The organism is Puia dinghuensis (genome assembly GCF_014642875.1).
Classification (GTDB): Bacteria; Bacteroidota; Bacteroidia; order Chitinophagales; family Chitinophagaceae; genus Puia; species Puia dinghuensis.
Window position 1 is genome coordinate 779,881 of record NZ_BMJC01000005.1, and the last position, 22,095, is coordinate 801,975.

At 52.0% G+C, this 22,095-nt stretch carries 23 protein-coding genes; 9 read left to right on the forward strand and 14 right to left on the reverse strand.

What is annotated here, in order from left to right; translation table 11 throughout:
- The 3 genes from rpsP to IEY39_RS24865 all read right to left on the reverse strand — a co-directional run.
- Positions 1–185, reverse strand: a 185-nt coding sequence (gene rpsP / locus IEY39_RS29950) for a 30S ribosomal protein S16 (RefSeq protein ID WP_229689081.1), incomplete at its 3' end; no start/stop codon positions are given.
- A gap of 489 nt (positions 186–674) precedes the next feature.
- Positions 675–1,985, reverse strand: a complete 1,311-nt coding sequence (gene ffh, locus IEY39_RS24860) for a signal recognition particle protein (RefSeq protein WP_444544442.1) — start codon at positions 1,983–1,985, stop codon at positions 675–677.
- 109 nt (positions 1,986–2,094) lie between these two features.
- Positions 2,095–2,970, reverse strand: a complete 876-nt coding sequence (locus tag IEY39_RS24865; protein ID WP_229689082.1) for a sigma-70 family RNA polymerase sigma factor — start codon at positions 2,968–2,970, stop codon at positions 2,095–2,097.
- A 359-nt stretch (positions 2,971–3,329) separates the two neighbouring features.
- Between IEY39_RS24865 and IEY39_RS24870 the strand changes: the two genes are divergently transcribed.
- Positions 3,330–3,710, forward strand: coding sequence for an START-like domain-containing protein (locus tag IEY39_RS24870; protein ID WP_188936744.1), 381 nt, complete (start codon positions 3,330–3,332; stop codon positions 3,708–3,710).
- Between the two features lie 58 nt (positions 3,711–3,768).
- On the opposite strand, the gene IEY39_RS24875 is transcribed toward IEY39_RS24870, so the two are convergent.
- Positions 3,769–4,359: a hypothetical protein gene (locus IEY39_RS24875; protein ID WP_188936746.1), complete on the reverse strand. Its 591-nt coding sequence runs from the start codon at positions 4,357–4,359 to the stop codon at positions 3,769–3,771.
- A 44-nt stretch (positions 4,360–4,403) separates the two neighbouring features.
- On the opposite strand from IEY39_RS24875, the gene IEY39_RS24880 reads away from it, so the two are divergent.
- The 4 genes from IEY39_RS24880 to IEY39_RS24895 all read left to right on the forward strand — a co-directional run bounded on the left by IEY39_RS24880 (position 4,404) and on the right by IEY39_RS24895 (position 8,973).
- Complete coding sequence (locus tag IEY39_RS24880; protein ID WP_188936747.1) at positions 4,404–6,113, forward strand: LptF/LptG family permease; 1,710 nt, start codon at positions 4,404–4,406, stop codon at positions 6,111–6,113.
- 4 nt (positions 6,114–6,117) lie between these two features.
- Positions 6,118–7,152, forward strand: coding sequence for a cation diffusion facilitator family transporter (locus tag IEY39_RS24885; protein ID WP_188936749.1), 1,035 nt, complete (start codon positions 6,118–6,120; stop codon positions 7,150–7,152).
- A 163-nt stretch (positions 7,153–7,315) separates the two neighbouring features.
- Complete coding sequence (locus IEY39_RS24890; protein WP_188936750.1) at positions 7,316–8,593, forward strand: thioredoxin family protein; 1,278 nt, start codon at positions 7,316–7,318, stop codon at positions 8,591–8,593.
- Between the two features lie 62 nt (positions 8,594–8,655).
- A complete protein-coding gene (locus tag IEY39_RS24895; RefSeq protein ID WP_188936752.1) occupies positions 8,656–8,973 on the forward strand; it encodes a HigA family addiction module antitoxin in 318 nt (105 codons plus the stop codon).
- A gap of 35 nt (positions 8,974–9,008) precedes the next feature.
- On the opposite strand, the gene IEY39_RS24900 is transcribed toward IEY39_RS24895, so the two are convergent.
- Both IEY39_RS24900 and IEY39_RS24905 read right to left on the reverse strand, forming a co-directional pair.
- Positions 9,009–9,908, reverse strand: a complete 900-nt coding sequence (locus IEY39_RS24900; RefSeq protein WP_188936753.1) for an AraC family transcriptional regulator — start codon at positions 9,906–9,908, stop codon at positions 9,009–9,011.
- A complete protein-coding gene (locus tag IEY39_RS24905; protein WP_188936755.1) occupies positions 9,905–10,615 on the reverse strand; it encodes a YoaK family protein in 711 nt (236 codons plus the stop codon). The genes IEY39_RS24900 and IEY39_RS24905 overlap by 4 nt, the downstream gene beginning before the upstream one ends.
- A gap of 114 nt (positions 10,616–10,729) precedes the next feature.
- Here IEY39_RS24905 and IEY39_RS24910 point away from each other — a divergent pair, with 114 nt between their 5' ends.
- Both IEY39_RS24910 and IEY39_RS24915 read left to right on the forward strand, forming a co-directional pair.
- Positions 10,730–11,539: a hypothetical protein gene (locus IEY39_RS24910; RefSeq protein ID WP_188936756.1), complete on the forward strand. Its 810-nt coding sequence runs from the start codon at positions 10,730–10,732 to the stop codon at positions 11,537–11,539.
- Positions 11,540–11,574: 35 nt separating this feature from the next.
- A complete protein-coding gene (locus IEY39_RS24915) occupies positions 11,575–12,939 on the forward strand; it encodes a dipeptidase (RefSeq protein ID WP_188936758.1) in 1,365 nt (454 codons plus the stop codon).
- 24 nt (positions 12,940–12,963) lie between these two features.
- Here IEY39_RS24915 and IEY39_RS24920 read toward each other — a convergent pair whose 3' ends face one another.
- Both IEY39_RS24920 and IEY39_RS24925 read right to left on the reverse strand, forming a co-directional pair.
- Positions 12,964–13,131 (reverse strand): hypothetical protein, encoded by a 168-nt coding sequence (locus IEY39_RS24920; RefSeq protein ID WP_188936759.1) that lies wholly within the window; start codon positions 13,129–13,131, stop codon positions 12,964–12,966.
- A 27-nt stretch (positions 13,132–13,158) separates the two neighbouring features.
- The gene (locus tag IEY39_RS24925; RefSeq protein ID WP_188936761.1) at positions 13,159–13,647 is read right to left on the reverse strand and encodes a DUF6934 family protein; all 489 of its coding nucleotides are present in this window, start codon (positions 13,645–13,647) and stop codon (positions 13,159–13,161) included.
- A 133-nt stretch (positions 13,648–13,780) separates the two neighbouring features.
- On the opposite strand from IEY39_RS24925, the gene IEY39_RS24930 reads away from it, so the two are divergent.
- A complete protein-coding gene (locus IEY39_RS24930) occupies positions 13,781–14,281 on the forward strand; it encodes an RDD family protein (RefSeq protein ID WP_188936763.1) in 501 nt (166 codons plus the stop codon).
- Between the two features lie 57 nt (positions 14,282–14,338).
- Positions 14,339–14,833, forward strand: a complete 495-nt coding sequence (locus tag IEY39_RS24935; protein WP_188936765.1) for an RDD family protein — start codon at positions 14,339–14,341, stop codon at positions 14,831–14,833.
- Positions 14,834–14,853: 20 nt separating this feature from the next.
- Here the strand turns inward: IEY39_RS24935 and IEY39_RS24940 are convergent, their stop codons facing one another.
- From IEY39_RS24940 to IEY39_RS24965, 6 genes are all read right to left on the reverse strand, one after another.
- Positions 14,854–15,015 carry a hypothetical protein gene (locus IEY39_RS24940; protein ID WP_188936767.1) on the reverse strand — a complete coding sequence of 54 codons (162 nt, stop codon included), beginning with the start codon at positions 15,013–15,015 and terminating at the stop codon, positions 14,854–14,856.
- Positions 15,016–15,059: 44 nt separating this feature from the next.
- Positions 15,060–15,527 carry a DUF6934 family protein gene (locus IEY39_RS24945; RefSeq protein ID WP_188936769.1) on the reverse strand — a complete coding sequence of 156 codons (468 nt, stop codon included), beginning with the start codon at positions 15,525–15,527 and terminating at the stop codon, positions 15,060–15,062.
- A gap of 235 nt (positions 15,528–15,762) precedes the next feature.
- Complete coding sequence (locus IEY39_RS24950) at positions 15,763–16,632, reverse strand: retron system putative HNH endonuclease (RefSeq protein WP_188936770.1); 870 nt, start codon at positions 16,630–16,632, stop codon at positions 15,763–15,765.
- On the reverse strand, positions 16,619–18,700 hold the full coding sequence (locus IEY39_RS24955) for an AAA family ATPase (RefSeq protein ID WP_188936772.1): 2,082 nt from the start codon (positions 18,698–18,700) through the stop codon (positions 16,619–16,621). Before IEY39_RS24955 ends, IEY39_RS24950 begins: the two co-directional genes overlap by 14 nt.
- Positions 18,697–20,049, reverse strand: coding sequence for a hypothetical protein (locus tag IEY39_RS24960; RefSeq protein ID WP_188936774.1), 1,353 nt, complete (start codon positions 20,047–20,049; stop codon positions 18,697–18,699). The genes IEY39_RS24955 and IEY39_RS24960 overlap by 4 nt, the downstream gene beginning before the upstream one ends.
- A gap of 6 nt (positions 20,050–20,055) precedes the next feature.
- Positions 20,056–22,065: an ATP-binding protein gene (locus tag IEY39_RS24965; protein ID WP_188936779.1), complete on the reverse strand. Its 2,010-nt coding sequence runs from the start codon at positions 22,063–22,065 to the stop codon at positions 20,056–20,058.
- Positions 22,066–22,095 lie beyond the last annotated feature (30 nt).

Consider the following 22,095-nt stretch of genomic DNA (forward strand, 5'->3'; position numbering starts at 1 on the left):
TTGTGCAGCCAATCGAGCGCCTTCTGGCGATCGAGTTGAACTGAAGCAGGAACTGTCAATGGATTGTACGTGCCGATCTTTTGGATGAATTTACCATCCCTGGGCGCCCGGGCATCGGCTACTACGATGAAGTAAAAAGGTCGTTTCTTAGACCCGTGGCGTTGCAGTCTGATTTTAACAGCCATCTTAAATAGAAATTTAAAGGCGTGAATAAATAAGGTTACAGTTTCAAAAAATTGGAGTGCAATATTACACCTCCGTTATCACATTTCAAAAATAATACATCAGGAATTAAAGAGCGAATGTTACGGCGAAAATTTTATCCGCAGGGCCAAACTTTAACGTTAGCCGCGCCCACAGCGGGTTTCCGCACCAAAATACTCAAATTCTTTGCCAGAAAATCCCGCTTCCAGGCCCATCGTTTGCTATAGCGTTTTTGCACCGGCAAGGTCCCGCTTCCGCGGCCTTTTATCCCCCTCCAGGCGCCTTTTTGTCCCATTTTTACCCCCAAACGCTATTTTTGGCCTTGGGCGTCTCCCTTCGGGCCGGGCCATCTGCTATAGTCCTCGGCTGCGCCTCCGGGCTGCCGCTCCTGTCCCTGACGCGAATCCTACCGCCTCCCCACCCCTCTCATCGCCCCCAACATCGCCGCCTTCGGCGGCGCGGCATCTACGCTAATGTCTGGCCTTCGGCCGCGATGCCACTCCGGGCATCTTGTGCATCATCTTCATCATCTGCTTCATCTGCTCAAACTGTTTCAGAAACGCATTTATCTCCCCGATATCCTTCCCACAACCCTTCGCCAGCCGCCGCCGCCGGCTCTGATCGATGACGTCGGGATTGTTCCGCTCAAACGGCGTCATCGAATTGATGATCGCTTCGATGCCCTTAAAAGCGTCGTCGCTGATATCGATGTCCTTCATCGCCTTGCCCACGCCCGGGATCATGCCCATCAGATCCTTCAGATTGCCCATCTTCTTTATCTGCTCCAGCTGCTGCTTGAAATCCTCGAAATCGAACTGGTTCTTGCGAATCTTCTTCTCCAGCTTCTTCGCCTCCGCCTCATCGAACTGCTCCTGCGCCTTCTCCACCAGCGTAGTAATATCGCCCATCCCCAGGATTCGCTGCGCCATCCTATCCGGATAGAACACATCCAGCGTGTCCATCTTCTCGCCGCTGCTGATGAATTTTATCGGCTTGTTGACCGTATACTTTATCGACAGGGCAGCACCACCCCGCGTATCACCATCCAACTTCGTCAGCACCACGCCCGTGAAATCCAGCCGATCGTTAAAAGCCTTCGCCGTATTCACGGCATCCTGGCCCGTCATCGAGTCGACGACGAACAGTATCTCGCCGGGATTGACAGCCCCCTTGATGGCGGCCACCTCCTTCATCATCGCCTCGTCGATAGCCAGACGGCCGGCCGTATCGATGATGACGACATTCTTGTTCTTCGACCGCGCCTCTTTTATCGCGTTCCGCGCGATCTCTACGGCGTCTTTATTCTCGGGTTCGCTGTATACGTCGACCCCGATCTGCGATCCCAACACTTTCAGTTGTTCGATAGCCGCAGGCCGGTAGATGTCATCGGCCACCAGCAGCGGCGAGAGTCCCTTCCGGCCCTTGAGATAGTTGGCCAGCTTACCCGAAAAAGTCGTCTTACCGCTACCCTGCAGGCCTGCCACGAGGATGATCGCCGGGCTGCCCTTTGCGTTGAGTTCGCTCTCGACACCGCCCATGAGGCTCGCCAGCTCGTCCTTGACGACCTTCACCATCAGCTGGCCCGGACTCACCGCCGTCAGCACCTTCTGGCCGAGGGCCTTTTCCTTAACGGTATCCGTAAACTCCTTCGCGATCTTGAAGTTGACATCGGCATCGATGAGGGCACGACGGATATCCTTCACCGTAGCCGCGATGTTGAGCTCGGTGATCCGGCCCTCGCCCTTTATCTGTTTAAAGGCCGACTCCAGCCTCTCTGACAAACTCTCAAACATGGTAAAAAACAAGAGTGAATGTAAGCACGTTACATTCACTCCCGGGGCGTCAAAATTAACGATTTTTAGTGTATTTCTCTACTCAAATATTATTGATTTAAATTCCCAAATAACTCCGCAGCATCTTGCTCCTGCTATTGCTGCGCAGTTTAGTGATAGCCTTATCCTTTATCTGCCGCACCCGCTCCCGCGTCAGGTTAAACTTCTCGCCGATGTCTTCGAGGCTCATCGGATGATCCACCCCGATGCCAAAGAAAAAGCAGATGACCTCTTTCTGGCGTTCGGTAAGTGTTTTCAGGCTGCGGTCGATCTCCTGCTTCAACGACTCTTTATGCTCGATATTCGTCTCGGCGCGTTCGGCATTGGGGTTCTCCAAAACATCGATCAGCGTGTTGTCCTCTCCTTCGGACAACGGCGTATCCATGCTCACGTGCCGCGCAGCAATACCCAGCGTCGAGGACACTTCTTCAATGTCCAGCTCTAGCATTTCAGCGAGTTCTTCCGCAGAGGGTTCCCGCTCGAACTCCTGCTCCAATTGGGAATAGGCTTTCTGAATGCGATTCGTAAGCCCCACCTTGTTCAGGGGGAGACGAACGATCCGCGACTGCTCGGCCAGCGCCTGCAGAATGCTTTGGCGGATCCACCATACTGCGTAGGAAATGAATTTGAAACCGCGGGTTTCGTCGAAGCGTTGAGCAGCTTTGATCAATCCCAGGTTACCCTCATTGATAAGATCGGGTAACGACAGTCCTTGGTTTTGATACTGCTTGGCTACGGACACAACAAAGCGAAGGTTCGCTTTTGTAAGTTTATCGAGAGCTTTTTGATCTCCCTGCTTGATACGGATCGCGAGTTTTACTTCTTCCTCGGGACTGATCAACTCTACTTTACCAATCTCCTGCAGGTACTTCTCCAGGCTCTGAGATTCACGATTCGTTATACTCTTCGTGATCTTCAGTTGACGCATGCTCATAGGCAGAGGTCTTTAAAGGGTTTTTAGGTTTTAGGCCGTCTGATTTGATAATCTTCAGTAATCGATTGAAATTGTCTTATTTCGAATCTTTTAGCTCAGGTAAAAACGAATAAATAATTCTTTTCTTGTATCAAATAGTCGTCAACTGATTCCTGGGTAGATGTGATTAGCAATTTACCGATTTTGGGGGCCCCAACCAATTTTATTAATAAAATGTTGATTATCAATCCAAATTGGTTAAAATTCGATTAAAAACTACCCATTTGCCATAGTAATTTTTGGCGGAAAAAAAATTTTGATGGTTGAATTTTTTTTCTATCATTGCGCCTGAGGCGTATTCCAAAGTTCAAATGCAATAGATGACGAAGAAACAAATATTTACATTAGAGTATCCGGTCAGATGTTCACCCTCTATTTTATACGAATTTTTAAGCACCCCTGCAGGATTACAGGAATGGTTTGCAGACAAAGTCGATGAAAGAGATAATGTGTTCAGCTTTTCCTGGAATGGGACAACCGATAAAGCAGAAGTCACTGAAAGCGAATTCGAAAAGTTCATCCGATTCCATTGGATGAACGCTCCTCCCGAGGAGTATTTCGAGTTTCGCATCGAAAAATCGGAAGTGACCAACCAAACCATTCTCGTGATCAGGGATTTCGCAGGTAAGGGTGAGGTAAAAGACCAAAGTCAGCTATGGAGTTACCAGGTGAAAGACCTCTTTCACCGGCTGGGCAACTAGCGGCTACGTACTGGCGCCCGCGGCCCTTGCACCTCCCCTTCGATCGCACGGTTAAGTCTTAGAACAACACGGTTATCAGGGTTTTGAACATCCCAAGGAGCAATTCGGGCACATCTTCCCAACGGTGAAGCTCAACTGCCGCTGACAGCTTGAGGAAATCCCCATCGCGCCGCAGCGAATCTGCGTTGCTTACCACACCATAATTATCGGGTACGTGTTCATGCCGCCATTCGTCTTCGGACACCCCGACGTGGAAGCCCTCGTCGGCGAGGAGGAGCCAGTTTTTTTCTATAACGGGCAGATATAATTCCTTATAGCGCCCCTTCAGGTGGAGCGTGACACTAAAAGCATGGCCCCACCAGAACATCGTGCGGATGGCGAAAGTATCTTCCCGCCCGAAAAACCGCGGGTAATCGAGGATGGCCCAGGGCAATCCCAGGTAGTTCTCCCCCCGGGAGATCTTCGGCGAAGTAGCCCCCCATTCCTCGCCCGCCGCCGTCGCGGCGTCCCACACCGGCCGGTAGTCCTCGCTCAACCCCGCCAGCAGCTCTACCACCTTGGCCATCACCGAATTCTTCGTTAAAATGACGCCGGCGTCCGTCACCAGCCGCATTTCCTCTGCCGAAAGCAGTACCTTTGCTGCGCACATAATACTATTTTTTTCTATCCGTTCTAAAGATAAGCCATTCGCCCGTGCTCAGCCGCCTATTTAATAAACTGGATATTCTCCTCATAAAGGCCTTCGTCGGGCCTTTCTTCGCCACGTTCTTTGTGACCCTGTTCGTGCTGGTGCTGCAATTCATGTGGCTCTATATCGATGACTTCGTCGGCAAGGGCCTCGACACCTTCACGGTGATGCGGATGCTGTTGTATGTTGCCGCTACCACCGTTCCGCTCGCCCTCCCGCTGGCGGTGCTGCTTTCCTCGATCATGACGCTTGGGAATCTGGGCGAGACCTACGAACTGGTCGCCATCAAGTCGGCGGGCATCTCGCTGCTGCGCTTCCTTCGCCCGCTATTCATCGTTACCATCGGCATCACGCTTATCGCCTTTTATTTCAACAACAGTATTCTGCCGCTTGCCAATCTCAAAATGAACACCCTCAAATACGATATCATCGTCTCCAAACCCGCCTTCGCGATAAAAGAGGGAGTGTTCTATGACAAGATCGAGGGATTTGTCATAAAGATCGGGAAGAAAGAACGCGACGATTCCACCATCCGCAATGTCGTCATTTATGAGCAGAACAACGGCGGTAACCAGGACAACATGATCATCGCCGATAGTGGAACCATGGTGGTCTCGCCTGACAAGCAGTCGCTCGTCTTCACGTTGAAGAATGGCTCGCGCTACCAGGAGAAGGGCGACCGCTCGGTCAATAGCGGCACGGACCTGATCCGCATGGCGTTCAAGACCTATAAGAAGGTGATGGACCTCAGCTCGTTCAGAATGAACAAAACGGACGACAGCACCTTCAAGAGCAATTTCCAGATGTTGAGCATCAATAAGCTGGGCCACGCGATCGACTCGATGAAAAAGAGCAATGAGAGCTACGCTCAGCAGATGGAACGCACCATCTCGTCGGCACTGCGGTTCCCACCCTGGATGGATACGACGGGTTGGGCGGATATTGAGAAAGCCCCAAAGCCTTCCAAATACCTGATGTCCATTGACAGTGCCCGCGATTCGCTTCGCAAGGACTGGACGGTGGCGTTGAAGGCACAGGATTCGACGGACAGGGCCCACGATTCCATCCAAAAGAAACAGGATTCTATCCGCAAGGCACAGGAGGCCCTCGCAAAGGCAAAGGCCAATGCGGCGGGCGGCCATCCAACGCCCCCACCCACTGCGTCGCCCAACAACGCTGGCGCCCGGGTGCCAAAGACGGCCCCCGACCCCCAATTCTACGATCTGCTGCCCGACAGCATCCGCACCCAGGTACTCGACCGGGCCATCGGCGCGATCGCGGTCGCTAAGAACGGGATCATCCAGCCATCGGCATTCTATGACGCCGAGAAACATCAGCTTCTAATGCACGAAGAGGCCTGGCATGAAAAGATAACCATGGCCGTTGCCTGTCTCGTGATGTTCGTCATCGGCGCCCCCTTGGGGTCGATCATCCGCAAGGGCGGCATCGGGATGCCCCTGGTCTTCGCCGTCATCTTCTTTGTCATCTTCTTTCTGCTCAACAACTTCGGCAAAAAATTCGTGGGTCAGGAGGTGATGACGCCCCTTGCCGGGATGTGGATGCCTACGTATGTGCTTACCCCGATAGGGCTGTTCCTGGTCTACAAGGCCCTCAACGATTCACAACTATTTAATAAGGAATTTTATTTCCGGTTGACAAAGAAAATCAGACCTTTGTTTGCCTCTCGGCGCCGGCAGGCGCCGCAGAAGACATAAGCGAATGGACAAAGCCCGCCAAAATATATCCATCCAACGCTGGGTAGTGGCGATTGCCGTTATCCTCTTCCTGCTGAAGCTGGCGGCCTACTACCTCACGCAGAGCGTGGCCGTCCTCACCGATGCGCTGGAAAGCACGGTCAACGTTATAGCGGGCTTCATCGGGCTGTATAGCCTCCACGTTGCCGCCAAACCCCGCGATATCGATCACCCCTATGGGCATGGCAAGGCGGAATTTCTCTCGGCGGCCGTCGAAGGGGCGCTGGTACTGATGGCGGGGTTGATCATCATCTACGAGGCGATAATCGACTTTATCCATCCGCACCCGCTGCAAAAACTGGACAAAGGCATCTTCATCGTGGCCTTTACGGCGATCGTCAATTTTGCCGTCGGAGCCGTCTGCATCTACAAAGGCCGGCGCAACAATTCCATGGCGCTGACGGCCGGCGGCAAACACCTGCAATCCGATACGTATTCTACGATGGGCATCATCGCCGGCCTTGTCCTCATCTGGTTTACCCACCGCACCTGGATCGATGGCGTCGTCTCCATCATCTTTGCATGTATCATCCTCTACACTGGCTATCACATCCTGCGTAAGAGCGTGGCCGGCATCATGGACGAGGCCGATTTGCAGCTGCTGCAGGACATGATCGGTTATGTCAATCAACACCGGCGCGAGAACTGGGTCGATCTCCACAATCTCCGCGTGATCAAATACGGCGGTCTGCTCCACGTCGACTGCCATCTGTCTGTGCCCTGGTATCTGAACGTTCTAGAGGCGCATATCGAGATAGACGCCCTCACCGATCTCATCCGCAGCCGTTTCGGCGAGTCGATGGAGTTTTTCGTCCACACCGACGCCTGCCGCGACTTCTCCTGCCCCATCTGCACGAAGGAGGATTGCAATGTCCGCAAACATGCCTTCGAGGAGCGCGTCGAATGGACGCTCGACAATGTTATTGCCAACAAGCGCCACACGAGCCCCCGCATCCCGGTCCGCGAACAGCTGCCCATCGAGTTCCCCACCGAAGCCTGAGACACCGCTCCATCCATGCCCCGCCGTTGAACGGAGCGTCGCAACCGGGGCCCAATGCTTATTCCACCGCCGGCCCCCTGAAGCCCCACAGCACCGACACCCCGCTCATACAAAATTTTTGCCCTTTTCCCGCGGGGTCGGTAAATTGTGCCAAAACCATCCCATGTACCGCCTTCTCCATTCGCTGCTGCTTTTCTCAGCCATCGCCTTATCCGTTCATTTGGCCTCCGCCCAGGACAAATCCGACACCGCTGCGAAGGAGTCGAAGGGCATTCACTTCGATCACGACCTTTCCTGGACGGCCATCCAGGCGAAGGCGAAGGCTGAGCACAAATATATCCTGCTGGATTGCTTCGCCACGTGGTGCGGCCCCTGCAAGTATATGCGTACCGTCATTTTCCCGCAGGAAGAGTCGGGCAATTTCTTCAACCCCACATTCGTCAGCGTCGAGGTGCAGATGGACACCACCGCGAAGGACAATGACCATGTAAAAAGCTGGTACGCCGATGCCCACGATATCCTTACCAGATACGACATCCACGCCTACCCCACCTATCTCATCTTTTCACCCGATGGCCGTATAGTACATCGCCTCCTCGGCAGCACCCAGACAGCAAAGGCCTTCATCGATAGGGCGAAAGACGCTTTCGACAGTAGCAGACAATATTATACGCAGTTTCGCGAGTTCGAGCAGGGCCGCCGCGACAGCGCCTTCCTGCGCCGCCTTGCCGAGCAATCCATCGACCTCTACGTTATTAAGACCGGAACGCCAGTCTTCAACGCCTGGGCAGCCACCCAGCACAGCCTCTACACCAAAGAGGGGATGCATCTGATGGAGGAATTCACCAATTCCAGCAGCGACCCGGGGTTTGCCGTCTTCCTCCATCACCCCGAAGAGGTGAACAGGGTCCTGGGCGCGGGTAAGGCCCAGCGGAAGGTGAACGATATCCTCTATCGCGAGTATGTACGGCCGCAGCTGCAGGAGGCAGGCGAGGGCGGTCCGGATTGGAAGACGATCCAAAACGCCATTGCAGCGAAATATCCGGCACAGGCCGCCGAGGTGACCGCGCGCGGCAAGGTCGGGTACTACGAAGGCAAAAGGGATTGGCCCCATTTCCAGACGGCGATCGTGGCCTATATGCAGAAATATGGCGCACACGCCACCCCCAATGAACTGAACAATTACGCCTATACGGTTTTTAGCAACTGCCCTGACATGAGCTGCGTGGCCGACGCCCTCGAATGGAGCAAACGCTCTTTCAAGGACAAGCCGAACGCCGCCTACATGGATACTTATGCCAACATCCTGTACAAGATGGGCAAGAAGGATCAGGCTATCGCCTGGGAGCAGAAGGCCGTCAGTCTCACTACCGGCGACGACCGCTCCGAGCTTGAGACGACGCTGGATAAGATGAAGAAGGGGGAGAAGACGTGGAATTAACCCGCCACATGACACATGCAAGGCGCACGGTTCCCAACGAACACCAGAATTGAGGAAATACCATGTTAAAACGAGCCTTACCCCCCTCCCATCCGGGAATTGTCCTGCGTGAACTGTTCATGAATGAGCGCAACTTGACTATTACTGAACTCGCAAAAGGCCTTGGTATGACCAGGGCCAATGTTTCAGCGGTGGTCAACGGCCGGGCTGGGATTAGCCCGGAAATGGCGGTCAAGCTTTCTGCTGCTTTTGGCAATAGCGCCACGTTCTGGACCAACCTGCAAACGAATTACGAACTCTGGCATGCCGAGAAGAAAGTCAAGCGTTCCGCGATCCGACATTTTAAGCTCCCCAGAAGCAGGCAATCGGCACACGCATAAATGTGATAAGCACCCGGAGCACCCACTGTTCCCGGCTATTTCATGACATTCTTCCGCCTGAACTCATCCGGCGTCACACCCTCATACTTTTTAAAGAAGCGGTTGAAATAGCTGTTATCCTGGAAATTCAACTCATATCCAATCTCTGCCACGGTCATGCCTGCATTGGTGAGCAGGCGTTTGGCTTCCAGCAGCACTCTGTCGCGGATGACTTCACCGGCCGACCGCCCAAGCAGATCGCGACAGAGGGAGTTGAGGTGGTTGGGGGTGATGTAGAGCAGACCGGCATATTCGCTGGGCCGGCGGAGGGTCTTATAGTGCTGATCCATTAACTTGCGCAGCGCCAGCAGCAGTTGTTGTTTCTGCGTCGTGGCAGCGGTAGAGTCGGCACGGGGGGCGGCTACCCCGGATTGCACCAGGAGGAATAGCTGAACGAGCTGCGTCCGCAGGAGATCGGGGTTGACACCGCCGCCGCTATGTCCATGGAATTCGTCGGTCATCTCCGCCAGCAGGGTAACGACCTTCTCGCGCAACGGCGATGCGAGCCGGACGACACAGTCGGCTGCATGACCGCTAAAGAACGAAAAGCGATCGAGATAATTGGGGTCGAGCAGAAAGCCGCGCAGGAAACCTTCTGTAAAATGGATAATATATCCCTCGGGCCGGACATCGAAGTTCCAGCTATGCACCTGCCCGGGGACCATAAAATAGAGCTGGCCTACTTCTACGGGCCATTGGATGAAGTCGATGCTATGCGACCCTTTGCCACCAGTGAAACAGACAAGATGATAAAAGGTATGACGGTGGGCGTTGTGGATGTGAAGGGGCTGCCGCCCGACATAGGACGTGAGGGACTCGATCATAAAATCACCCGAATCCAGCGGTTGCGCGGCCAGGTTGGCGATGTTGTAAATCGGGATCTTCTCCTTGCTCATGGTTTCTCCTGTTCGACAGGCAAATTACCCTTTTTTGCGGAAGCAGCGGCGATGCGCCGGGCAGTGACCAAAACCAGCAGTCCCGGGGCCACCACGACGATCAATCCCCACCGGTGTGCCGAGAAGCCGCCGCAAAGGCAGCCGAATAGGAAAGCGCCGATCATCTTTAGGTTGCGGTTGAAATGGGCGATCTTTTCCTCGTCCCGCGGGCGGGCCATAAAACCCTGCACCACATCCAGTGCCGCCGCAGTGACATTACCGGTCATGACGGTGGTCGGGCCATAGGTGGCTGCGGCATACAGGCGGTTACAGGCATTTTGAAAGCCCATAGCCATGATGATGAGCATTTGCGCGACGAACCGGAGGCCATTGGCATCGGGAAACACCCATTGTAGCAGCAGGATCACCAACGCTGCGAGCAGGAGCATCGCGCCTTCCAGCTGCATCAGTCCCGCAGGGTTACTACCTTTTCTTTTTCGGTCATACCGGCCGGCCAGCATCACTGCGCCCACAAAGACAGGGAAGGCCAGCAGTTTTATATAGGCGCTACGATCGGCTCCAACAACCAGATCATAGGCCAACACGACAAAATTCCCCGTGACATGCGCGGAGAAAAGCCTGTCGGCCGCGACAAAAGTCGTAGTATCCGTAAACCCGGCTACAAAGGTCAACAGGAGGCTGACGACGCCAATTCGATTGCTTAGCATAATAGTTGAATTTCGACAAAAAAAACCATTTAGCATTTACCGTCGCCTGTCCAGGGAAAAAAGGGTGTTTTTCTCCCCGGCCCTTTAGTATAGGGCGTACTAATTTTGACTACGATGACAGATTTCTCTTCTCTGCTGGGGCTACCGGGAGCGACGTTGCAGCAGTTGGGCGACGCTTATGAAGGCCAGGCCGTGGCTTCAGGCAATTTCTATGTCCTGGCGGCTATCTACCGGAGTATCCTCGACCCCGGCTCTTCTATCCCCCTATTTGGCATCGCCGCGGGCATCCATCGCAGGCAGAACAATTCCATTTGGAAGTTGCTGGCGATCTGCGGATTCAACCAGGAATGGTTGTTGGGTCAGGAGGCCGCCTGGGTTGGTAGGGATGACTGGGGGGGTGGCGGCCGGGAGAGTGGAGACGCCTGGGTGGGTAGTGATGCCCGGGAGTTCTATCATGAATTGCTGCGGCAATACTTTCTCTTCAACAGCGGAGAGGAAAACGCCCTGGGCTGGCTGCTGGAATACGCTTCTTCTTCCAGCGAGTTGCCGGGGCAACTCGTAGGTGAGCCACCTATTCCTTTACAGGAATACCTTTCGCTTATCCGGGCGGACATCGAAAAAGGCTATCATATCGGCGAGCCCGCCGGCAACCCGGCATGGATGGCGTGCCTCAGACTTTTACTACAGCGGACGGCGGGGCAGTTGCAGCTTATGCAGCGCCACTATTTGCAATGGAGCGAGGCGACCTGGGATACGGGGGTGCGGCCATTCGAGCCCGATATCCTCGCCACCCTTCTGTGTTTTTGCATCCGCCATCGCAACAGGGAAGATTTTCGCCTTTTTATAGCGGAGGAGACGCATTCCGGTAACCCCGTGTTCTTTCTGGGGCAGCTGGCGGCGGAGATGATCGAGGCTGCGGGATAGGTCTGGTGGGGCTCCAAATTCCCTATATTTGCGCCATGTCAACATGGAAAGATTACCAGGAAAAGAATAAAGACCGCTTTCTCAGCGAACTGCTCGAATTGCTGCGCATCCCCAGCGTGAGCGCCCGCAGCGAACACAAGCCGGATATGCTGCGCTGCGCCGAGGCGGTGAGGCAGCGATTGCTGGACGCGGGCGTCGATAAGGCGGAGATCTACCCCACCGAGGGCCACCCCGTTGTGTATGGCGAGAAGATCGTCGATCCGTCGCGGCCGACGGTGCTGGTGTATGGTCATTACGACGTGCAACCCGCCGATCCGCTTGATCTGTGGCATAGCGGGCCCTTCGAACCCATCATTAAGGACGGTAAGATCTTTGCCCGGGGTTCCGCGGATGACAAGGGCCAATTCTACATGCATGTAAAGGCGGTGGAGATGATGATCCGGACGGGTACGCTGCCTACTAATATCAAATTCATCATCGAAGGGGAGGAGGAGATCGGCAGCCCCAATCTTGCGAAATTTGTCAGCACCCATAAAGAGCTGCTGAAGGCGGATGTGATCCTGATCAGCGATACGGCGATGATAAGTCTCGACACGCCCTCTATCGACATCGGGGTACGCGGCCTGTCCTACATCGAAGTAGAGGTGACGGGGCCCAACCGTGATCTGCACAGCGGCGTTTATGGCGGCGCTGTAGCTAATCCGATCACGATTCTGGCGCGGATGATCGCGACTTGTCACGACGAGAACAACCATATCACCATCCCCGGGTTCTATGACGGGGTGGTGGAGGCGACTCCGGCGGAGCGAAAACTCATGGCTGCCGCTCCTTATAATGAAGCGGAGTATATTCGCGACCTGGGAGTGAAGGCGTTGTGGGGTGAAAAAGGTTATACTACCAACGAGCGGACCGGCATCCGGCCGACGCTGGAGCTCAATGGCATCTGGGGCGGCTATACCGGCGAAGGCGCAAAGACGGTACTCCCTTCCAAGGCGACGGCCAAGATCTCGGCCAGGCTGGTGCCCAATCAATCTTCTACGGTGATCACGGAAAAGCTTTTGGCGTATTTCCGGCAGATCGCGCCGCCCGGTGTGACGGTGAAGGCCGAAGAGCACCATGGCGGGGAGCCTTATATGACGCCGATAGATAGCAAGGCCTACCAGGCGGCGGCAAAGGCGATCGAGGCGACTTTTGGTAAGGCGCCGATTCCCGTTCGGGGCGGCGGCAGCATCCCTATCTGTTCGCTTTTCGAGAAGTATTTAGGGGTGAAGATCGTCTTTATGGGCTTTGGACTGGATAGCGATAACCTGCATTCACCAAATGAGAAGTTCGAGCTGGCCAACTTTTATAAGGGGATCGAGACGATACCGTATTTTCATAAGTTCTTTGCAGAGGGATAGCCTAACCACTATTACTCAACGACCCTAGGCCTTGGGGAGGCCATTCATGGTGCTCAACTGCTGGTTAGCCAATTCCAGCTTCTCGGGTGCAAGGTTTTTCCCTTTCAACTTATTCAGTCTCTTGGAAACGGTTACTTTAAATTCGCCTTCCCAAAATTTCTTAGAAGTGCTATTGCTATGTTTCTTCTTCATGTTGGAATAGCTGTTTGCATATCAAAGTTACAAATTTTTCCCGGCTATTTTTGATTTTCGGGCAAAGGGCAATCTTCTCTTGACCAGGAAGCCTGTAACGATAAGATCCTTCTTAAAATGAACAAACTCCCTTTCTCCTTCAACTCTACAATAAATATCAAATTTCGCCGATAGTTCTGACAGATTCAGGCTTATTGCCATTCTGTAAAGTCTTGTTTTCCCTTTCGCATTTCCTGTAAAATATATCCATCGTCTCGGATACCTGTTCGTATACAGATCGACCGCCCGAACAATTGTAGCCAGTATCTTATTTCTATCCCCATTGTCACTGATAATCGCGTCATCGAGCCTGCCTTTAGCATCAAGATCACCAAAAGCCAAATTATATATATTTTGTACTGTCGTGCGTTGAAACCATATTTGCTTTCTGATATTACCTTGGCCGCCGCTGCTGATAAACTCGAATATACTCAGATCATCCGCGATGTATGCCGCGGGATAATATTCGTATTTCATAGTTCCAGAATTTATTAAATTTACTAATTAATTTATCATTAAAATAATAAAATTATTAGCAAATGGCCCAACATACTGTTCCTTGTAAATCCTGGCAATTTTCGCTACATTAATTGGGAAAAAACGATCTTCATTGGAAAACACGTATCCACCCACCGACACGACCGAACACGTTCTGGATGACATCGAATATACTTATCTGCAGGCCCGTGGGAGTCTGCGCTTCACCAACTGGATAGTCGATCGATTGGTCTTTTTCGGATTGTGGCGCCTGCTGCTCTACTTTTTCACATACCCCCTCGCCCGTTTTCTTGTTGCTCATCGGATTGAAAGCCGGGGTCTCTTCCTTCTCTTCTTCTTTTGCCTGGCGATCCTGGTTTTTGTGGCCTATTTCACTGTCTTCGAAGCAGCCACCGGAGGAAAAACGCCTGGAAAATTTATCACCCGTACCCGCGCCGTCACTGCCGATGGCTTCCGTATTACCGTGCGGACCGCCCTGCTTCGCAGCCTGTGCCGGGTCATCCCGCTTGAAGCCTTCTCCGCGCTGGGGAATCCAAGCTATCCCTGGCACGACCGACTGACGAAGACGCTGGTGGTGGATGAGAAGTTGACGCAACTGCCGCCCTGGGATTGATGCGGCGCTTGCAGGGGCGGCGCTTTTTACTTATATTCAGGATATAAACTCCTAACGATGGAAAATACCTACATTCCCCCCGATGAAAACCCAAACATCCTCGACGATGTGGATTATGACCTTGTCCAGGCCAACGGCGGTAAACGCTTTGGCAATTGGATCGTCGACCGGATCGTCCTCTGGGGCATTTGGCGGATCTTCAACGTAACCATCGGCCCAATCTTTCTGGCGAGGGTGTATAGCGTGGATGACAACTCCTTTACTATTTTTATGAAAGCGTTTTTGATTGCCCTCGTTCCCGACCTGTTGCTGATGGCCTTGATCGAATTCGCCGGCCGGGGTAAAACCATCGGAAAGTTCCTCACCGGCACCCGCGCGGTAAATGAGGACGGTACTCAGATCACGTTCAAGACGGCCTTGTTGCGCAGTCTTGTCCGGGTAGTCCCCTTCGAGCCGTTCTCTGCGCTCGGCAACCCCAGTTATCCGTGGCACGATCGGTGGACGAAGACGTATGTTATCGATGAGCGATTGTCGAGGTTGCCGGTGAAATAACCAGCGGGTATTAGCCTATACTATTTAGGTAATGATTTGATTTTGCGCAGCCTGCGATTGGCCTCTGCCAATTTTTCCGGACTCCCCGTCTTCCCTTTCAATTTGTTGAGATTTTCATCTACAATCAGGTTGAGGTCACCTTCCTGAAAGTAGATCTTCTTTTTCTTTTCGTCCTTTTTCATAGTGAAGTTTCTTGTTTATAAAGTTACAAAAATCACGAGCATATCTAAAATTTGTCCATTTTACCTATGTTTCTTCTTATAAAGAAACCTTCAATTACCATTCCTTTGTGAAAAGGTAAAACCTCCTCTGCATTCGCAACCTCCCCGTATATCTCGAACCAGAAGGATAGTTCTTCCAAATTCAAACTTATCGCCATGCGGTATAGTCGCATCTTTGCATGAGTATTGCCACTAAAATAGATCCATCTTCCCGGATAATTGAGTGTATAGGTATAAACTGCACGGAAAATGGTGGCCAGTATTTTATCTCTGTCGCCATTGTCGATGATCGTCTTATCGTCCAGTTCGCCATTCATTTTTACATTTACCAGTGAGAGATTGTATACATCAGGCAAATCTGTTTCAACAAAGTCGATCCTTTTTTTAATGCTGCCACGTTTTCCGACACTATCAAACTCAAAAACGCTAAAGTCATCCGCTATTGTCAAATCCGCATAGTATTCGTATTTCATAGTCGGAGGTTTCCACGAATATACTAATTTAATTAGTTTTAGTTTACTAAAATAATACGCATAAATGTGCCTCCTTCCCTTTCTATTGCATCTTCTCCGCCTTGCCCTCCCCATCAGTCCCCCTTCGAGCCGTTCTCTGCGCTAGGCAGCCCCAGTTATCCGTGGCACGATCGGTGGACGAAGACGTATGTTATCGATGAGCGATTGTCGAGGTTGCCGGTGAAATAGGATTAAGTTACCCCAGTCCCGCCGCACTGAAATATTGCCGGATAATGTACCGCGCGAGGCCAGCATATTCCTGGCCGGCGTCCCGGAAACGGTTGAGCGCCTCCATTTCCTCTCGCAAGAGACCTTCATACCAGGTTCTCTCTTCCTCGGAGTCGTCGAAATGAGCATTAAATTGCTCTACCGCCTCTTCTACCCTTCTTATCTGGGCCTTAACCTGGATGACCTTCGCCTCCCTGGCCAGCACCAATCCCAACCGCTGTAAGGCGTATACCCTGATGGAGGTTGCTGCCCGCTTTTCATCAGTCGCGCTGAGTCCATCCCCTACCATAATGACCCCTTGGTCATTGTACTTAAAATAGCGTTCGGTGTTCGCGTCCGTACAGGGTCTCACGAGCAGCCGCATGGATTCCTCCGCCTCGAAGGCCGTTTTATACGCGTTGCCTGTCGAAAAAAAGAGCAGTGCGTGATCGTCGTTCAACCGGTGAGCCTCCGTCACCAACGGGAACTGGCCCCGCTTTCCCTGCACTACTTCTTTTGTCGCCTCCTTGCCTGCCAGTTCGTGCGTATGGGTTTGATTGCAGAAAGGACAGGCAAACAAAAGGTTCTCCCAATCGGCGGCAAGCCAGTAGTAGCCACCACCTTTTGGCCGGAAATGTTCGATGTCCCCGCTATAAATGGCGGTAATCTGGCTTTCACAATAGGCGCATTTGCCATGGAACATTGCTTTCAGCGCTTTTCGCACGGTCTTATCCGCATATACTTTGTAGCTGCGGCTGCCCGACTCGATATTCTGGCGGGTCTCTGCCTGCCCCTTGCTCTCGGGGCTAAGACCGGTCTTTAATATCTCCGGACACTCGCTGCGGTTAACCTTGATCATGATGACGGTTGTTTATCTTTTTCCAGATGTCGCCGACCCGAGCGACCACCTCGGCCTTAAGCTGGTCGCGGTTGAAGGCTTGCTCATTATACATGACCTTGCTCGCCAAAAGGCTGTCGATAACGGTGTACAACAGCTCTTCGCGCAAGGTGGCGCCCAGCTGCTTTTGGGCCCTCAACTCATCTTTCAATTTGAAAAGTTCTTCCTGTTCTTCGGCGGCGAGGTTCCGTTCCCGGGCCAAAAGGGCATAATAGCGATTGAATTTCGCTTCCAGCAGCGGGTCTATCAGGCTGCTAAGGCCAAAGAATTCGGAGGCGAGAAGCTGGTCTACCCGCAAGGCCCTGGGGTCCGGCAACCCGGTGATGGGATGAATCTTGTTATCGATGTTACGCAACAACAGGATCTCCCCTTCTTCGGCGCCTCTTAAGCAAAGGGGATGGTGGGTGGAGACGATAAAATTCAGGTTCTTGAACACCGACCGCAGTTGTTGCACGATCCTCATCTGCCACCGGGGGTGCAACTGGTTGCCCAGTTCGTCGATGAGGACGATGCCCGTCATCTTGTCCATATCGGCCCGGGCGCTGGACAGCTTCATCATGATGTCCACGGCGAGGATAATGGTGCTTTTGAATCCATCACTGAGTTCGGAAAATTGCTTTTCGGATTTTTTGAACATGATCTCTTCGCCCACGGTAAGCTCATTCTCCGAAAAATCGTGGGGCAGCAATTGTTTTATAGAGTAAGCGATGGTATCGAAAAACACCGGGTTGGTCTTGTGAATATATTTTAGCCATTCCGTAATATCATTCAACGGGACGATGGGCCGAAACAGGTTTTCATAGCTGATCTTCGCCTTGTCCTCATCGGGATTGGCGCCGGCTTCATCACGGGAAAGCCGCAGCGATCCATAGCCCATGAGAAAGGAGTTGAATTCCCCCGTTTGGGTAATATCGTCTTTCGTCAATATGGTATGGAGGAAGTTGTCGCTATTCCTTTCTTTGATGATGATCTCGGCGGTTGACTGTCCCTTCCGGATGAGTTTCGGAAGCAGGGGCAGCAGCATTTTCTTGTCCGCCCGTATACCCACCGCCATCGCCTGCAGGATGGAGCTTTTCCCGACGCCGTTCTCGCCCAGCAGGAAAAGCCAGGATTTCTTTTGGGGTTCATCCTCCCTGAAAGAGATGGTGAGGTCTTCTATTCCTTTGAAATTTTGAATGCGGACCCATTCGATAGGGAAGAAGTCGTTTGTAACAAGCTCATTGGATGCGACGATGGGGCTTTTCTCTTTTGCTGGCCCTCTTTTCATTTTCTCTTCACCAATGAAATCGACAAACTCCCGGTGCTTATCAGGCCACTTGTACACATCCATCGAAAGCATCGCCCGTTGATAGGATATAAATTCAATTTCGGGACCTCCTACATAAATGCGCCAGAGATATTTCTTGGTGTCAAGGGATATCCGCCCTTCTTTTGGAATTTTTGCCCTCCGGTCGGCATTTGCCTGCTTCCGTGATTGCCTGAGTTCGCTCCTGTTTAGCCGTAACAGGTTGATCGTTTGATTGCCCTTCCCGGACATCGAATAAAGAAGATCCCCGCTGGTCGTAAAATGATCGGACCAGCTATCGCTACAGGGGTCAAACAACAAACAGTCCTCGATTCCAAAATCATCGCCTTCCTTCATAGCCCGCAGTCCGGCAATAGGGAAATAATTCGCCTTATACTGTAAGCATTCCTTACAACAATAGATAAGATTGTCCCATTTGAACGTAAGCCACCAATAGCAGTCGGGGAAATAGTCGTTCTTGTCCCGGATGCCCGAATGGGGCCGGAACCGGTCGACAAAGCCGTCCGTACGCCAGTCGATCTTTCGCTCACAATACCCACATTTTTCATGAAACACCGGCCGCAACAACTCTTTCAACACTACGTCTATCTCCTCATTAAAAGGGAAGTCATACCGCCGCTGGCTTCTGTTTTCCGACCGGTAGAATTCCTCCATCTTCCCGATGGCCAGTTTCACCAGGTCTGACCGTAAATATTCGGGCTCAGGTCCCCGGTCGATTATCATTTCTTCACGGTTTTTTTGGCAAACTTCTCCAAGATCTTCGTCCCGGACTGGGTTGACAGAGAGATGAGCTTATTGATCACCGCGATGGGGATCAGTGCATTCTCATAAATATCACAGCGCAGCTTCGCTATACAAAAAAGCACTTCTTGTACATTCGCAAAATCGGCAAGCTCGGGCCGATTATAATACGCAACATGGTTGTCGACGGGCATGCTCAAAACATAGACCCGGCCATCCAGTGACTTGTAGATAAGCTTTCCGCCATAATAGGTCCGTTCTCCATATTGCTGCGTTCTGGGGTCGCCCACCAGGATATAGGTATAGATATGTTTATTGTTCAACAGGAAGGCCTGACCCGGCTTTAGCTTATCCCTTATCTGCCGGGCATGATCTACAAAAGGTCCCGAGGATTCGACGCCAACAAGGTTGATATTGTTTTTGGCCCGCAGATAGCTGATCATCTTTTGCACCGGCCGGTAGATCCGGGAGGTTTCGCCGCTAAAGCTGAGGGGGCCGTCCTTTACCAATAAAAACTGGTTTACCAACCCATCCTCTATCTCCAGCAAACTTTTCATCGTATGAAGAAGCAAAAAGGTCTCGATGACATTCTTCAGATAGCCGACTATTGCTTCCGCGCCGGTTTCATTATCCATCCGCACGAACAACAGGAATACATCCGTGAGAAAGATGTTTTTCCTGCATTTTGGTTCGGTACATTCCCAGGAGTAATCGAGCCGCATCTTGTCCTTTTCCAGGACGATGTCGACGGTCCCGCAATGCGGGCAATGCGCCAATACGTACTCCTGTTTGACGGTGTCGGTGCGGTATTTTTCGAAGATGAGCCAAAAGACTGTCTCCAGCAGGGGCGTATTGCCGGAGTGCTCCTTCCGGAAGAAGTCCTGGATGGAGGTTCGGACAACGGTCTTGAAATCTACACCGTCGTTTTTCAGCGCGACATTCTTTGTCGGCATCACAAACTTATCCCGCTTTATTTCCTTTAATTTCTTTATATCGGCCGCGGCCACAAAGGGCTTCTTCTCTACATTATCGAGGTCTTCACTGACAATGACCAGGGTCCCAAACTGAAAAAAAGTCACCAGCGATGAAGGAAAACCTTCATTCACCGGCAGCGTGGTAGCCTCTCCGTCTACGGCGATAAAATAGTCAATGGTGTTGGCATCGGGATAGGCGATGTCATATTTGAAGCTGTCATGGAATTCCACTTTCTGCGCATCCACCGGTATGGTGCAATGGGAAAGATATGCCGCCACTTCTTCGTCATTGATGATGTGGATATGGGAGGTTCTGCTTTCCCTTTCAAATTTCCCGCCTGGTGCAAAGTCTGCCATGGTATGTTATTTGAAAAGTTCGACCTGGATAGGCACAACAAAAGGATTGGAATAGGTTTTCATCCGGACAAAGCCTTTGTCGTTGGCCGCGCTAAACCGGATGAGGGAATCGGCAAAATCACTGAAATCATAAAACTTCCGCAGCTCTTTCACCTCATCTTCGTTGTTGAGATGGGCGATGAACCAGTTTTGGGTATTCTTCAGGATATTACTGGAGATGGAGCTCACCTCCTGGGTGGCATAGATCATCCCAAGGTTGAGTTTCGCCCCTTCCTTGGCTATCCGGTTATAAACCTGGCTCAGATCGTTATCTTCCTTCTTCGGAAACAGGTTGTGCGCCTCTTCGAAATAGAACTGGATAAAATTGTTCGGCCTTGCTTCGATAAACTTCTTCATGCTGCTGTTGAAGATGGCCGTACATATTTTTTCCGAATACAGCCCTTGAATATCGGGGTCGCCCTGGGAGAGATCGACGATGACGATCTTCCCACTACGGACCAACTGCTCGATCTCATTTTCGAACAGGATGTTGGCCGTGGCGGAATGGTAGTTGAGCAGGGGCTTCAACTTGATATAGCTGTTGATGGGGCTCTTTTCATCCGGGTTTCTGAACTGAGACAGGAAGCGAAGCAGGGCCTTCAGGTCGGTGTCGGCCCACTCGCGGCCATTGTTGGTTTCGTAATCTCTTAGGTAGTCCCAGTTTTTATAGTTCTTCCATACCTGGCTAAACCAGAGGACGGCTTCGTCATAGGAGATACCGTTTTTGGGGGTGATCGTTTTGCCTGAAATGATTCTCTTGTCCAGTTCGGCGCTGCCTTGGAAAAAGACTTTTTCGAGGTTGGCAGGCACGGTAAACCCGGCCAGTTTGAGACAACATCTATAGGCGGCAACCTTGCGGCTATAACTTATCTGCTGTTCGACACCTTCGGGTTTCTCGAGGTTAACGCCCAAAAAGTCCTCTACATAGTCCGATTGTTTCCCCAACTGCTTGAAATAGCCGCGGATGAGTTCGAGCCCGGCCTCAAGTTCCTGGTAAAAATTGATCTTCAGCACCTTGAACCCTTCTTTCTCCAACACGCTATACCGAGTGACCTTTGACTTAAATTTCTCGAAAATCGCCGTCCCGTCCTGCAGGTTTTTGTTGGCATACTCTCCGTTGATGTCAAAAATTATCTGGCCCACCGGCTGCTTCGGAACTTCATTTTCGTAAAAAGGTTTCAGGTTGTCTTCGAAGCTGCCCACCGGCTGACCCATCTTGCCGTTGAGGGCGGCCGATTTGCCTGAGAGCTCTTCGGTTGCTTCGATGAGTTTCTTTACCGTATTGGACTTCCCCGTTCGGGTCATGCCAAACAGGGCGGTGCGTTTTCCCAGGATGTCCTTGGTGTGCATATATACCCGTTCGTCCCGGATGACGTCGCCTGTCCGGCTGCTGCTATAACGCACGGTGCCGATCTGGAAATTCGATTCCGGTTTCAGCGGCCCATCGATGTCCCGAATGTTGACGATATATTGCAGGTATTTCCCGGTGGGCTTATACACCCTGTACAGATGAGGGGAATAGAAATTCTCGACATCGGCGCCAAACTCGACCACGCCCTGCTTGTTCTTATAGAAAGTTCCCAGAATCGAACATTCGAGGCCCGAACAGCTGAATTCAAACCGCGTGAAGAGGTCTATCTGCCGGTGGTTGCCCGCCGTCTTCAATTCTTCCTTGAAATATTCAATTCGGCTGCTGATGACATTGTTGTCGGTCGGGATGGGGCAGGGCCGCAGCGCCCGCAGCAGCAGCGCCTCGTTGAGGTCTTCTTCGCCGCCAAAATCATTCTCATAGAATGCCAAAAGAAAGCAGCCCTGGGAGATGCCGCCAACCTTGTGCTTCCAGTCGTCACAGGTGAGGATGCTCGTGGTCGCGAAGTCTATTTTGAAGGGATTCCCGACAAAAGCTTCGGGTAATTTGGCCACTTCAAACAGATCGGTACCGGCGATAGTTTCAAGGGTGGTCGTCAAATCCTCCATTACCTTTTAGATTTAAGGGTGAGTTTATAT

Excerpts from the sequence above, each read along its gene's own strand:
- IEY39_RS24865 (WP_229689082.1), bottom strand. The coding sequence starts at position 2,970 with ATGAGCATGCGTCAACTGAAGATCACGAAGAGTATAACGAATCGTGAA.
- IEY39_RS24870 (WP_188936744.1), top strand. The coding sequence starts at position 3,330 with ATGACGAAGAAACAAATATTTACATTAGAGTATCCGGTCAGATGTTCA.
- IEY39_RS24875 (WP_188936746.1), bottom strand. The coding sequence starts at position 4,359 with ATGTGCGCAGCAAAGGTACTGCTTTCGGCAGAGGAAATGCGGCTGGTG.
- IEY39_RS24885 (WP_188936749.1), top strand. The coding sequence starts at position 6,118 with ATGGACAAAGCCCGCCAAAATATATCCATCCAACGCTGGGTAGTGGCG.
- IEY39_RS24890 (WP_188936750.1), top strand. The coding sequence starts at position 7,316 with ATGTACCGCCTTCTCCATTCGCTGCTGCTTTTCTCAGCCATCGCCTTA.
- IEY39_RS24895 (WP_188936752.1), top strand. The coding sequence starts at position 8,656 with ATGTTAAAACGAGCCTTACCCCCCTCCCATCCGGGAATTGTCCTGCGT.
- IEY39_RS24900 (WP_188936753.1), bottom strand. The coding sequence starts at position 9,908 with ATGAGCAAGGAGAAGATCCCGATTTACAACATCGCCAACCTGGCCGCG.
- IEY39_RS24905 (WP_188936755.1), bottom strand. The coding sequence starts at position 10,615 with ATGCTAAGCAATCGAATTGGCGTCGTCAGCCTCCTGTTGACCTTTGTA.
- IEY39_RS24910 (WP_188936756.1), top strand. The coding sequence starts at position 10,730 with ATGACAGATTTCTCTTCTCTGCTGGGGCTACCGGGAGCGACGTTGCAG.
- IEY39_RS24915 (WP_188936758.1), top strand. The coding sequence starts at position 11,575 with ATGTCAACATGGAAAGATTACCAGGAAAAGAATAAAGACCGCTTTCTC.
- IEY39_RS24920 (WP_188936759.1), bottom strand. The coding sequence starts at position 13,131 with ATGAAGAAGAAACATAGCAATAGCACTTCTAAGAAATTTTGGGAAGGC.
- IEY39_RS24925 (WP_188936761.1), bottom strand. The coding sequence starts at position 13,647 with ATGAAATACGAATATTATCCCGCGGCATACATCGCGGATGATCTGAGT.
- IEY39_RS24935 (WP_188936765.1), top strand. The coding sequence starts at position 14,339 with ATGGAAAATACCTACATTCCCCCCGATGAAAACCCAAACATCCTCGAC.
- IEY39_RS24940 (WP_188936767.1), bottom strand. The coding sequence starts at position 15,015 with ATGAAAAAGGACGAAAAGAAAAAGAAGATCTACTTTCAGGAAGGTGAC.
- IEY39_RS24945 (WP_188936769.1), bottom strand. The coding sequence starts at position 15,527 with ATGAAATACGAATACTATGCGGATTTGACAATAGCGGATGACTTTAGC.
- IEY39_RS24950 (WP_188936770.1), bottom strand. The coding sequence starts at position 16,632 with ATGATCAAGGTTAACCGCAGCGAGTGTCCGGAGATATTAAAGACCGGT.
- IEY39_RS24955 (WP_188936772.1), bottom strand. The coding sequence starts at position 18,700 with ATGATAATCGACCGGGGACCTGAGCCCGAATATTTACGGTCAGACCTG.
- IEY39_RS24960 (WP_188936774.1), bottom strand. The coding sequence starts at position 20,049 with ATGGCAGACTTTGCACCAGGCGGGAAATTTGAAAGGGAAAGCAGAACC.
- IEY39_RS24965 (WP_188936779.1), bottom strand. The coding sequence starts at position 22,065 with ATGGAGGATTTGACGACCACCCTTGAAACTATCGCCGGTACCGATCTG.